9 protein-coding genes and 1 pseudogene are annotated in these 12838 nt (G+C 71.5%); 8 read left to right on the top strand and 2 right to left on the bottom strand.

The window, feature by feature from the left end:
* Positions 1-21: 21 nt before the first annotated feature.
* Complete coding sequence (locus tag DEJ43_RS03150) at positions 22-1488, top strand: aminotransferase class I/II-fold pyridoxal phosphate-dependent enzyme (RefSeq protein WP_015031858.1); 1467 nt, start codon at positions 22-24, stop codon at positions 1486-1488.
* A 103-nt stretch (positions 1489-1591) separates the two neighbouring features.
* Here DEJ43_RS03150 and DEJ43_RS03145 read toward each other — a convergent pair whose 3' ends face one another.
* Complete coding sequence (locus DEJ43_RS03145; protein WP_015031857.1) at positions 1592-2797, bottom strand: amidohydrolase; 1206 nt, start codon at positions 2795-2797, stop codon at positions 1592-1594.
* 471 nt (positions 2798-3268) lie between these two features.
* Between DEJ43_RS03145 and DEJ43_RS37965 the strand changes: the two are divergent.
* The 6 genes and pseudogenes from DEJ43_RS37965 to DEJ43_RS03115 form a co-directional block, all read left to right on the top strand.
* A pseudogene (locus DEJ43_RS37965) lies at positions 3269-3559 on the top strand (xanthine dehydrogenase family protein molybdopterin-binding subunit); the annotation flags it as partial.
* A gap of 83 nt (positions 3560-3642) precedes the next feature.
* Complete coding sequence (locus DEJ43_RS03135) at positions 3643-3978, top strand: hypothetical protein (protein ID WP_015031856.1); 336 nt, start codon at positions 3643-3645, stop codon at positions 3976-3978.
* Positions 3975-4241: a DUF4235 domain-containing protein gene (locus DEJ43_RS03130; protein WP_015031855.1), complete on the top strand. Its 267-nt coding sequence runs from the start codon at positions 3975-3977 to the stop codon at positions 4239-4241. Before DEJ43_RS03135 ends, DEJ43_RS03130 begins: the two co-directional genes overlap by 4 nt.
* A gap of 112 nt (positions 4242-4353) precedes the next feature.
* Positions 4354-4713, top strand: coding sequence for a hypothetical protein (locus DEJ43_RS03125; protein WP_015031854.1), 360 nt, complete (start codon positions 4354-4356; stop codon positions 4711-4713).
* Between the two features lie 227 nt (positions 4714-4940).
* A complete protein-coding gene (locus DEJ43_RS03120) occupies positions 4941-6071 on the top strand; it encodes a spore photoproduct lyase family protein (protein WP_051026011.1) in 1131 nt (376 codons plus the stop codon).
* An 85-nt stretch (positions 6072-6156) separates the two neighbouring features.
* Positions 6157-7095, top strand: a complete 939-nt coding sequence (locus tag DEJ43_RS03115) for an NAD-dependent protein deacetylase (RefSeq protein ID WP_086024624.1) — start codon at positions 6157-6159, stop codon at positions 7093-7095.
* 121 nt (positions 7096-7216) lie between these two features.
* Here DEJ43_RS03115 and DEJ43_RS03110 read toward each other — a convergent pair whose 3' ends face one another.
* A complete protein-coding gene (locus tag DEJ43_RS03110) occupies positions 7217-8188 on the bottom strand; it encodes a YihY/virulence factor BrkB family protein (RefSeq protein WP_015031851.1) in 972 nt (323 codons plus the stop codon).
* A 323-nt stretch (positions 8189-8511) separates the two neighbouring features.
* On the opposite strand from DEJ43_RS03110, the gene DEJ43_RS03105 reads away from it, so the two are divergent.
* Positions 8512-12822 (top strand): ricin-type beta-trefoil lectin domain protein, encoded by a 4311-nt coding sequence (locus DEJ43_RS03105; protein ID WP_015031850.1) that lies wholly within the window; start codon positions 8512-8514, stop codon positions 12820-12822.
* Positions 12823-12838: the final 16 nt, after the last annotated feature.

Genomic DNA, 12838 nt, shown 5'->3' with positions numbered 1-12838 from the left:
TTCAGGGGAATCCGCGGTTCCATGGACCACTCGAAGGCACCCGTGCTCGACGCCCTGGCCGCGTACCACACGGAGAACCAGACACCCTTCACCCCGCCCGGCCACAAGCAGGGAAAGGGCGCGGACCCCCGGGTCCGGGCGGCCCTCGGCGACGGCGTGTTCCGGTCCGACGTCCTCGCCGTCAGCGGCCTGGACGACCGGACCTCCTCCAAGGGCGTGATCGCCGAGGCCCAAGAGCTGATGGCGGACGCCGTCGGCGCCCAGCACACGTTCTTCTCCACCTGTGGCAGCTCGCTCTCGGTCAAGGCCGCCATGCTCTCCGTGGCCGGCCCCTACGAGAAACTGCTCGTGGGGCGGGACGCGCACAAGTCGGTGGTGTCGGGCCTCGTCCTCGCAGGCATCGTGCCGATCTGGGTCGATCCCCAGTGGGACCCGGAGCGCCATCTCGCCCACCCACCGTCCGCGGAATCCTTCCGCGCCGCCTTCGCCGAGCACCCCGACGCGAGAGGCGCCCTGGTCACCTCGCCGACTCCGTACGGCACCTGCTCCGACCTGGCCGCCATCGCCGACGCCTGCCATGAACACGGCGTGCCCCTCATCGTCGACGAGGCATGGGGTGCCCACCTGCCGTTCCACCCCGACCTGCCGACCTGGGCCATGGACGCCGGTGCTGACGTCTGCGTCACCTCCGTGCACAAGATGGGATCAGGACTCGAGCAGAGCTCGGTCTTCCACCTCCAGGGTGATCTGATCCAGCCGGAGGTCCTCAAGAACCGCGAAGACCTGCTGGGAACGACGAGTCCGTCCGTGCTCGTCTACGCGGCCCTCGACGGCTGGCGCCGCCAGATGGTCCAGCACGGGCACTCCCTCTACGACGACGCGCTCGCCCTCGCCAAGTCCGTACGGGCACGGATCGCGGAGATCGACGGGCTCCGCGTCCACGGGCGGGACGACTTCTGCGGGCCCACGCGTGCCGCCGACCTCGACCCCCTCCAGGTCATCATCGACATCAGCGCACTCGGCACCAGCGGCTACCGGATCGCCGACTGGATCCGCTCCCACCACCGGATCAACCTGCACCTGTCCGACCACCGGCGCACCAGCGCACAGCTCACCCACGCCGACGACGCCGACAGCGCCGAGGCGCTGATCGCCGCACTCAGCGATGTCGTCGAGCACGTCCACGAGCTGCGCCCGGCACCACGGCTGCACGTACCCGGCCCGGAGGAGCTGCGCCTGGAACAGGCCATGCTGCCGCGTGACGCCTTCTTCGGCCGGGTCGAGCAGGTGCCGTGGAAGCAGGCGGTCGGCCGCGTCAGCGCCGAGATGCTGACCCCCTACCCGCCCGGCATCCCGGCCGCTCTGCCGGGCGAGCGGCTCGACGCCGGAGTCCTGCGCTATCTCCGCGAGGGCGTCGACGCCGGCATGGTCGTGCCGGACGCGGCCGACACCGAGGTCAAGACCGTGCGCGTGGCCGTCGAGGAGTAGTCGGGGGCGGGGGGAGGCCGACGTGGCCGCCGCCCCGACGTGGCCACCGCCCCGACGTGGCCACCGCCCAGGGACGAGTCCCGGTGCGGCCCTACGTGCCCGCTCACCGTCCCGCGGCTGCCTTCGCCCTCAGCAGCTCCCAGGCCCGCTCCCGTACGTCCGGACGCGTGAGTACGTCGACAGCAGTGCACGCGAGCGCCTCCGCCGCGGCCGCCATCACCCGCCGCGCACGGGGCCCGGCCGCCGCCTCCGCGAACTCGGGCGTGTGGTCGGATCCGTCGGGCCCCATGATGGCGACCCACGGGTGGATCCCCGGCACCCGTGTGCTGACGTTCCCGAAGTCGGACGATCCCAGGTACACGCCGGGCTCGGGCTCCGACAACCGTATGCCCGCCCGGTCCAGGTGACCGGCGAACAGACCCGAGAGCACCTCGTTGTCACGGAAGTGCTCGTACCGTCCGCCCACGTCGGTCACCTCCGCCCTGGTACGCGTGGCCGACGCGACGCCCAGCGCGCAGGAACGCAGCTCCTCCACCAGCTCCTCCAGCGCGGACGTGGTCGCGCCGCGCAGCCCGAACAGGCCCTCCGCGTACTCGGGGACGATGTTGGTGGCCCGCCCGCCGTCCGTCACGATGCCGTGGACGTGTGATCCCCCGGGCAGCCGCTTGCTCAGGACGCCGAGCGTGTTGAAGAGCTGGATCAGCGCCCCCAGCGCGTCGATTCCCTCCGTGGGGCTGCCGGTGGGGTGCGCGGCGCGGCCGTGGAAGCCCACCCGGACCTGCGCGCTGGCCGTCAACGGCGCCCAGGTCCAGTCGTGGACCCCCGGGTGGAACATCAGCGCCGCGTCCACGCCTTCGAACAGCCCCGCCGCCACCTCCGTGACCTTGCCGCCGCCGCGCTCCTCGGCGGGCGTTCCGACCGCGAGCAGAGACCCCTCGACCTCGCCGAGCGCGGCCCGCGCGGCGAGCGCCGCGCCGAGGCCCGCCGCGGCGATCAGATTGTGCCCGCAGGCATGGCCGAGAAGGGGCAGCGCGTCGTACTCCATGAGCAGGGCGACGCAGGGTCCCTTCCCCGACCCGTTCCCCGAGCCCGTACGGGCGAGGAACGCGGTCGGCAGGTCCGCCACGCCGCGCTGCACCTCGAAGCCCTCCCGTTCGAGCTCGCCCGCCAGCAGACGGGCCGCCCGGTTCTCCTCGTAGGCGGTCTCCGGCTCACGATGCAGCGCGAGGCTCACGTCCCACAGCCGCTCCTCGCGAGCGGACACCTCCTCCCTGACACGGGCATACAGGGATTCGGCGGCCTGGGACACGTGAACCTCCTCGGGACGACTCGATCACCGTGCTGGTTCTGGGCACTTCATGGAGCGGCCAGTTCGGTGTGATCGCTCTGCCGTCGTGGCAGGCACCGAAGGGGCACCTACGGATCCGCTTCCCTGTTCTTCCGTCGCGACACGTATGTCCGATGTCTGCCACGTCTGCCACGCCTCCGCACGTTTCCGCCACCAGGACCCGGGCAAACCGTACAAAATAACCAATTGGTGAAACTCCTGAGGCGAGCCCGCCCCAAGGAGCCGAGCCCGAAAGGCAGTGAACGATGGGCGTCGTAAAAGCTGCGTACCTGCAGGTCCGGGGACTGATGAAGGAGTCCGATGGCAAAGCCCTGCAGAATCCGTCCCTGCGAGCCGAAGGACGCCGGATGCGCGACGCGGGCCGATCGGGGCGCGAGCGGCGCCGCCTGCCGCGGCCCCCGGCCTAGTCCCGCGCCGGCCCCCGCGCCGCGGTTCGCGGAGGTCGACGTGGACACCGTGACGGGGTAGGTACGGGTCCGGCGCCTGCTCGGGGTCTTCGCGGCCGGGCGGGTGCTCAGCCGGCGCACCGGGCGCTCCCCGTTCGTCCCCGTCTGCTGGGCAGCAACGGGATCGGCGAGATCGGCATCGAGGGAGACGGCGGCCGCGATCGCGAACGCCGTGCACCACGCGGTGGGCGTACGGCTGCGGGACCTGCCCCTGACCCGGCGGGGTCACGCGGGGCTGACCGGCGATCCGGATGGGAGACAGGTGGTCTGCCGATGACGGGGTAGGCGCCAAACGGCGGCACCCGCCGGGACCCAGGCCGTCAAGGCCGACACGTGCGAGATCAAGGAGAAGGCACACCGATGAGTCAGTACCCCCGAAGCGACACATCCGCGCCCGGACCCGAGGAATTGCGCAAGGCGGTCGCGCACGCCGGCGAGAAGCTCGGACAGACCGTGGAAGCCCTGGCCGCCAAGGCCCCCGACACGGCCGTGGACAAGGCTGCTCAGGCAGCCGCGCAGCTGCGGAGCACGGCTGCGCGTGCCGGACAGCTCGCCGCCGAGCGGACACCGGACCTCGTCGCGGACAAGGTCGGCCAGGGGGCGTCCGCGGCCCGGGCCTACCGGACCCCGCTGCTCGTAGGTGTCGCCGCGCTCGGCGTTCTCCTGCTCGTGCGCCGGAGCCGGAGGCACCGATGAAGACCGCCAAGCTCGCCTACCGTCCGCTCGGCCTGGCGTTCGGATTCGCCGGCGGCATCGCGGCGCGCGCCGCCTTCAACCAGGTGTGGAAGTGGGCCGGGCACGACGACGACGCCCCGGACGCGATGGACGAGGAACGTACCTGGCGGGAGATCCTCCTCGCGGCAGCACTGCAAGGAGCGGTCTTCGCCGTCGTGAAAGCCGCCGTCGACCGCGCCGGGGCCACCTCGGTTCGGCGCCTGACGGGAACCTGGCCCAGCTGATGCCCGGGCGCCGCCGTCCGCCCGACGGCGGTGGCGCCCGCCCGTCCCCGCGGCAGCCCCGCCCCCAACGGCTCCGCCGGCAGGAACCGCCCCCCAGAGGAAGGTGAGCCCTATGACCACCCAGCAGGAGCCCGATCGGGCGGACCGGCGCGATGAGACGGAAGGGCGCCACGAGACGGACGCCGATCACGGGACGCACGCCGGCCACGAGACGGACGCCGATCACGAGGCGGACGCCGACCACGAGACACACACGCGCTACGAGCCCGACGCGCCGGAAGGGGCGGACGAGCCGCTCCCTCGCGACCCGCAGAACCAGCAGGCGGAGCAGGGAGAGGACCCTCTGGCCATACCCGTACCGGACTGGCCGGACTCCGCGGCGCCGGAGACCGACGTGGCGGGAACCGGACGTCGGGGCGACGCCCACGATGCGCAGCACGAGAATCCCGACGTCGACGAACCGGTGGACTGACGCGCGCACCCGCGCAATTCTGCGCACCTCCGAAAGCCGGACGACCGTCGCGCCGAAGTCACCGGATTGTCGGTGCCCCTCCGTAGGCTGGTTCCGCGCGTACACAAGTCGGCTCGGTCCGGTCGGCCGGCGCGGACATCGGCGTCGGGCGTGACAGTGGAGTGCGGATGCGACAGGGTTCCGGAGACATGGGGGAGCAGGGGGACGAATCCGACGGCCTGTTCAGCATGGGCGACCTGGCTGCCGCCGCGTCGCCGAGCGATGCCGCGGACGGTCGGCGGTTCCACGACGAGCCCCGGGCGCGCAGACTGCTCGATGTGACGGAGATCTACGCCGAGCCTGCCGCCGCGGACTCGCTGCGAGGACGGCAGATCATCGCCCGCTTTCCCGAGGCCCGGCTCATCGAGACGGACTCGCACTGGCGCATTCCGCACCTGCACGGAAACGAAGGAAACGTGGAGCGGTGGGTGAGAGTCAAGCGCGAGACCCTCGTCCTGGGTGAACGGAAGTCCTTCGGCATCCGGCCCAACGGTCGCTCCGCCGACTGGATCGCTCCAGGCCTCTCCAACGGTTGCGCCATGGCGTGCGCGTACTGCTACGTCCCCAGGCGCAAGGGGTTCGCGAACCCGATCACGGTGTTCACCAACGTCGAGCGAGTCCTGGGCAGCCTGGGCCGCCACATCGCGGGGGTGGGCCGCAAGGAGGAACCCAACCAATGCGACTCCCACGCCTGGGTGTACGACATCGGAGAGAACGGCGACTGCTCGGTCGACGACCTCATCAGTGACAACACCGCCGACCTGATCCGCGCGTTCCGACGGTGGCCCACGGCCAAGGCGTCGTTCGCCACCAAGTTCGTCAACCCCGACCTCCTGCGGCTCGATCCGCAGGGCCGTACCCGCATCCGGTTCTCCGTCATGCCGCCCGAGGACTCCCGGCTCCTCGACATCCGGACCAGTCCGGTCCCCGACCGTCTCGCGGCCGCTGCGGATTTCCTCGACGCGGGGTACGAGGTGCACTTCAACCTCTCGCCTGTGGTCATCCGCCCCGGGTGGGAACAGTCCTGGGCCGACCTGCTCCGCGCCATGGACGACGTACTCCCGCAGCGTGTGAAGGACCAGGCGGCGGCGGAGATCATCCTGTTGACCCACAACGAGGACCTGCACCAGGTCAACCTCGGCTGGCACCCGCGCGCGGAGGACGTTCTGTGGCGCCAGGACATCCAGCAGCCGAAGCGCTCCGAGAACGGCAGCTGGAACGTGCGCTACCGCAATGCCACCAAGGCGCAGGCCGTCGACACGCTGTCCCGCTTGATCGAGGAGCAGGCCCCGTGGCTGCGGGTGCGTTACGCCTTCTGACCCTCGGCTCCGCCTCGAAGAGCGGCGGACGATCGCGGCGCCGTGGTGCAGGCGAGTGGTGGGGCCGACTCCGTACCCTGGCGTCATGCGTATGCGCCCCACCCTGAGCTGGACCCCCACCGAGGACCTGCCGCCGGGCACCACCAGTCTGGCGCCGGTCACCGACGCTCTACGCGCGGGTGGCGTGCTGGTGCTCACCGGGGCGGGCATCTCCACGGAGTCGGGCATCCCCGACTACCGGGGCGCGGGCGGAAGCCTGAGCCGGCACACCCCGATGACCTACCAGGAGTTCACCGCCGACGCCCGGGCACGGCGCCGGTACTGGGCGCGTAGCCATCTCGGCTGGCGTACCTTCGGCCGCGCCCGGCCCAACACCGGGCACCGGGCCGTGGCCGCCTTCGGACGACACGGCCTGCTCACAGGAGTGATCACCCAGAACGTCGACGGTCTGCACCAGTCGGCCGGTAGCGAGGGCGTGGTGGAGCTGCACGGAAGCCTGGAGAGGGTCGTCTGCCTCTCCTGCGGCGCCTTCAGCCCCCGCCGCGAGCTCGCCCGGCGGTTGGAGGAGGCCAACGCGGGCTTCGCGCCCACGGCGGCCGGCCTCAACCCGGACGGTGACGCCGACCTCACCGACGAACAGGTCGGGGACTTCCGCGTGCTGCCCTGCATCGTCTGCGGAGGCGTCCTCAAGCCGGATGTGGTCTTCTTCGGCGAAGCCGTTCCGCCACAGCGGGTCGAGCACTGCCGGGAGCTGGTGGATCAGGCCGATTCGCTGCTGGTTCTGGGATCCTCCCTGACCGTGATGAGCGGGCTCCGGTTCGTCCGCCAGGCGGCCCAGGCCGGGAAGCCGGTGCTGATCGTCAACCGGGACCCGACCCGGGGCGACCGGCACGCCGTCACGCGGGTGGCGCTGCCTTTGGGGGCGGCCCTCACCACCGCGGCCGCCCGACTGGGCATCCCCGTCGACGACCAGACGGCGGGGCGGGACCACGAGGAAGGCGAGGGCGGCGAGGTCGCCCCGTGATCGCGGCCGGTCTCGACAATCGGCGTACGCTGCGCAGCGCGGTGCGGGCCCGGCATATCCGGTCCGGTCCGTCGGAGAAGCGGCGCCTGCGTCTTTCGCCCCCCGTGCTTCCCGTCCGCCGCTATCTGTGGGGGGACGGGGCCTCAACGTCCGCCGGCGCCTCCCGGGCCCGTTCCACAGTCCTTTCCACAGTCCGTCCTCCGGTCCGTTCTTCGGTCCGTTCTTCGGTCCGTGCGCGCACCGCGTTGAACTGGGCGCCGGTGAGCAGGGCCAGGTTGCTGAACCACAGCCATACGAGGAAGACGACGACGCCCGCCAGTGACCCGTAGAGGCGGCTGTAGGTGCCGAACTGCGTGTAGACGGTGAAAAGCGCCGAGGCGCCGAGCCACAGCAAGGCCGCCAGGGCCCCGCCCGGGAATCCCCGGCGTGCGCCACGGGCTTGGACGGGTCCCGTGCGGTAGAGGAGGAGGATGAGTGCCGTGACGATCACCAGGAGCACGGGCCACCGCAGGACGGCCATGGCGGCCGTACCGGAGTGGCCGGCGCCCGCGGCGAGCTGACGGGCCACGGGGCCGCTCGCGACGAGGCTCGCGGCGCCCGCGACCAGCAGGGCCAGCAGCGCGCCGGCGGTGAGGACGAGGACGTGCGCCGCGCGCAGCGGCGGCCGCGTGTCGGGCAGCCGGTGCATCGTGTGCAGGGCGCGACGGAAGACCGCCAGATAGCTGGAGGCCGACCACAGGGCGCTCAGGACCCCGCTGACGAGGAGTGCCCACAGGGAGGAGGGCGCCGAGGTGAGGCCCTCCAGGGCCTCTCGAAGCACCTGCGCCGATTGGGGCGGGAGATAGGAGGTGAGGTCGCGGATCAGATGTTCGCGGGCGTCGGCTCCGGCCAGTCCCACCAGGGAGACCGAGACGAGCAGGGCGGGTACGAGCGCCAGCACCGCGTAGTAGGTGAGCGCCGCCGCGCAGTCCGCGATGTTGTCGTCCCACAGGCGTACGGCGGTGAGCCGGAGGTCGGAGCGTGCCCGGCCCAGCAGTTCGACGCCACGATGCCCGGGAGCTCCTTGACGCGGGTGGCGAGTGTTCGGTGTCACGGTGCCTTCCTGCCCTGCGTCACCGATCTCATCCGTCACCTTGTCGCGCGGAATCGCCTGGAAGGGGTTTGAGCCAGTGGTCGAGGCGGCCTGACAGGGATGGGCGTGGTGGCCTCGGCCCGGTTGTCTGGCATGGGGCGCCAGTGGCATCTTCCCGCGCGGGTCTGGAAAGTCCCCCGAGGCGCCACGATCTGATGATCAATCTGGACAAGCCACACACACCGGTATAGCCGCCTTGACCCCACTTCACGGACCCTGCATCGTTCCCGACCGTATGCCCGCCGAAGGACCGGCGGGCCCGTGCGAGGGGACACTCGAACCGCATGTCAGACATATCCGCGAGACGCCGGACCACCCGGTCGTCCCGCGCCCGCACCAAGGGCGCCGTCGGCCGGGGAATGGTGGCCGTCGCCGCCGCGCTCGGCCTCGGCATGAGCGGCGTACCGTTCGCCGCCGCCGTGACTCCGGCCGCATCCACCCCCGGTGCGCCGACCACGACGAGCCCCACGAACCCCGGTGGCCCCCGGTCCACGGCGCAGCCGCCGAACGGCGCCGACACCGCGACCCTCACGGCAGTCCACGACGCGCTGCGGAAGGCCCGGACGACCGGCGAGCCCGTCACCGTCGACGCCCTGACGACCGAGACCTCGGAGACGGTCGCCAACCCCGGCGGCCACCGCCTGACCACCAAGAGCCACGCCCAGTCCGTCCGCGTCAAGCGGTCCGGCCGCTGGCAGACCCTGGACGCCACCCTCGCCGCCGGACCCGGCGACACCGTCGCCCCCAAGGCCACCGGCAACCGGCTCGTCCTGTCCGGCGGCGGCACCGGTCCGCTCGCCACCGTCACCACCGACGATGGCAAGCAGTTCGCCGTCACCGCCCCGTTCGCGCTGCCCAAGCCCACCCTGAGCGGGGCCACGGCGACGTACGCCGAGGTCCTGCCCGACGTCGACCTCCAGGTCACCGCCCTCGCCGACGGCGGCTGGCGCGAGGTCGTCGTCGTCCGGACGGCGAAGGCCGCCGCCGACCCCCGGCTCAAGGAGCTGCGTTTCCCGGTCCGCACGAACGGGCTGACGCTCTCCGCCGACCGGGCCGGCAACATCGCCCTCAAGGACGCGCACGGCAAGGCCCGGTTGCACGCCCCCACCCCGTTCCAGTGGGACTCCAGCCACGCCGCCCCCACCTCGCGCTGGGTCGGGAAGACCCCCGCGACGGCCCCCGCCGCGACGCGCGCCGCCGCCACGGGCGCCTCCGCGGCCGCGCCCGCGGCCGGCCTGCGGTCCTCGGCCGAACAGCCCGGAGACGGCGCCAACGTCTCCACCATGAAGGTCACCGCGACCGCGGACGCCCTCGTCCTCACTCCCGACCCGAAGACCTTCGGTAAGGGCACCGGTCCCTGGTACCTCGACCCGACCTTCGGCGCCGAGGCCAAGCGCCAGGTCAACGCCCAGGTGCAGGAGAACCACAAGACGACGTCGAACGTCAACACGCTCTCCAGCCTCGGCGTCGGCTACTGCGGCTACTCCGACTGCACCGGATATGGCCGCTACCGCTCGTACTTCCAGCTCGGCATCCCCTCGGTGCTCTACGCCGACGGCTCCCGCGGCACCGCCCAGATCGCCCGGGCCACCCTGACCGCCCAGGTCGTCAGCTCCGCCGCCCCCGGCACCAACAAGCCGATCGGCCTCTGGCACACCCCGCCGATCCCCGGCGGCGCCACCTGGAACAACCAGCCCTGCGGCGTCAACTCCATCATGGAGGGCTGCACCAAGGTCGGCACCGCCTGGATCACCGGCAACGGCAACATCTACTACGACGTCACCTCGTACCTCCAGTCCGCGGCCAACGGCAAGTGGCCCAACTGGACCGTGGGCTTCGCCGCCGACAACGAGAACGAGAAGTTCTACCGCCACCACCTCGGCGCCGACCCGTCCATCGTCATCGAGTACGACATCGCGCCGACCATCTGGTACCCGCGCACCGTCCCCACGCCCTCGTTCGCCGACAGCGGCAACACCAGTGAGTGCCAGACCCCCGGGGGCAACCCCTGGGACAACCCCGGCTGGGTCGGCGCCAACCAGTACATCAAGCTGCGCGTCAACACCTGGTCCCCGACCGGCTGGAACCAGCTGTACACCAAGTACCACGTCTGGGACGACAACGACTCCACGTGGGGCATCTACCAGGACATCGGCCCCACCGGCAGCTACGGCGAGGTCGACTACCCGGCCGACCGGCTCACCGACGGCCACCAGTACGGCTGGAGAGCCGAGGTCAGCGACGGCTGGCTGTCCTCGGGCAGCACCCCGTGGTGCTACTTCCGGGTCGACAAGACACCCCCGGCCGTCACCGTCCGCTCCACCGACTTCCCGGCCAGCGGCACCCTCAACGTCAAGCCCAAGCTGAAGATCAACGACACCGGAACCTTCACCGTCGACGTCACCGACCCCGCGCCTGGCGCCGGACTGCGCGCCTCCGGCCCCGCCTGCGTCCGCTGGAGCACCGACCCCACCCCGGTCACCGGCTGGAAGTGCGGCGACCCCGGCGTCATCCGCGGCTCGGGCGGCAGCTTCAGCTACACCCCGCGGCTGTGGGGCACCAACATCCTCTTCGTCCAGGCCATGGACGTCGCGGGCAACTACAGCCAGCCCTTCCCCTACACCTTCTACGTCCCCTGGGACCCGAAGACCGGCCAGGCGGTCCCCGGTGACCTCGACCAGGACGGCCGCGGCGACATCCTCAAGCCGGACGCCGCCGGCAACTTGCTGCACATGACGGCGGACACCGATCCGACCCTCGCCCAGGCCGCGCTGCTCGGCCTCGCCCCGCAGGGCACCAACTGGAACGACGTCCAGACCAGCCACCGCGGCGCGCTGCGGTCCACGGGCGTCGACGACGTCTTCGCCCACACCACGGCCAACCCGGCGCTGAAGGGAAACCTCTACCTCTACCCCAACAAGGGCGACGGCACCTTCCACACCTACGCCACCGTCGACAAGCCCACCACCTGGGCCGCCCCCGACGGCACTCCGCTCGACGGGCCGCCCGCCTCCTGGGTCCCCGACTGGTCCGAGGCCACCCAGATCCTCGCCCTCGGCGCGCCCAAGGCGACGCTGAACGACTTCGACGGTGACCTCGCCCTCGACCAGACCGCGGTCCTCGCGGTCGAGCGCGGCAACCTGTGGCTCTACCGCTCCAACAGCATCAACACCCTCGACGCCGACGCCGTGCTGGTCTCCGGCACCGCCAACTGGGGCGGCTTCGAGCTGATCAACCCCGGCTCGGCCAGCGGCAAGGCGCAGCCCACGCTGTGGACCCGCAGCCTGTCGGACGGCGCGATCCGCTCGTACCCGATCGGCACCCGGCCCGACGGCAGGCTCGACCTGTCCGGCCTGGCCGACCCGCTGGCCCCCGCGCCGATCCTCACCGGGATCACCACGGCCGCCTACCCGAAGGTGGGGTCGGTCGGCGACGCCACCAAGGACGGCCGCGCCGACCTGTGGGCCGTCGCCGCGGGCAGCGAGACGCTGACGTTCTGGCGCGGCACCGCCGCCGCGGGCGCCCCCGCCGGCGCCGTGACCGGCTTCGAGGCCCCGGCCGAGCTCGGTGACACCACCGCGCCGGTCGACCGGATGCGTCTCGCCACCCAGGTGGACGGCAAGACCCCCGACACGTACGGCAAGTTCTCCGGCATCGTCAAGGGTGGGGTCAGCTTCACCGACGACACCGTCAACGGCGCGCCGGCGAAGGTCGCCACCTTCAACGGTACGGACGGGGTCATCGAGTCCGACGGCCTCAGGGTCGACCCGACCAAGTCCTTCTCGATCTCCTTGTGGACCAAGGCGAACGCCCTCACCGACGGTGTCGTCATCAGCCAGGACAACAACGAGGCCAGTGGCTTCATGGTGTGGCCGGCCACCATGGGCAACGGCTTCGTCAACTGGCACCTCGGCATGGCCACCGCCGACAACGGCGGCTGGCCGTACGACACCACCGACGTCCGCAGCAGCGCGGCGCGCGTCAAGGTCGGCGCCTGGACCAAGCTGACCATCAGCTACAACGCGACCACGGGCCAGATGGCCCTGTACGTCAACGACGCGCTCGCCGCCTCCGGCTCCCACACCACGAAGCAGGTGGGGACCGGTTCGCTGGTCCTGGGCCGCTACAAGTACCAGAGCCGGGGCAGAAACTACTACGACGGCTCCATCGCCGACGTCGTCGTCCACGACTACTCCGTCGACCCGGCGGGTACCACCGGTCCGATCGCCTCCGACCAGGCGTCCGGCTCCTGCCTCGACCTGAGCGGCGGCGTCGCCGAACAGGGCCGGCCGGTCCAGATGTACGCCTGCAACGGAACTCCGGCGCAGATGTGGAAGGGCATGCCCGACGGCAGCCTCCAGATCAAGGGTCACTGCTTCGACGCCCCGGGCAACACCTCCCTGGGGAACGGCACCCCGCTCCAGATCTGGCCCTGCAACGGCAGCGCCAACCAGAAGTGGCTCTTCCGCGCGGACGGCTCGGTCTACAACCCGGCCTCCGGCCGGTGCCTGGACGCGCCGGGCGGAAACACGCTCTACCTGTGGGACTGCAACCAGACCAGGCCGCAGCGGGTGATGCCGGTGCCGGTGACGTGATCCGTGTGCTGAACCC

Origin of the sequence: Streptomyces venezuelae ATCC 10712, assembly GCF_008639165.1 — a bacterium.
GTDB classification, from domain to species: Bacteria; Actinomycetota; Actinomycetes; order Streptomycetales; family Streptomycetaceae; genus Streptomyces; species Streptomyces venezuelae.
This window is presented reverse-complemented; position numbering and strand designations above follow the sequence as displayed.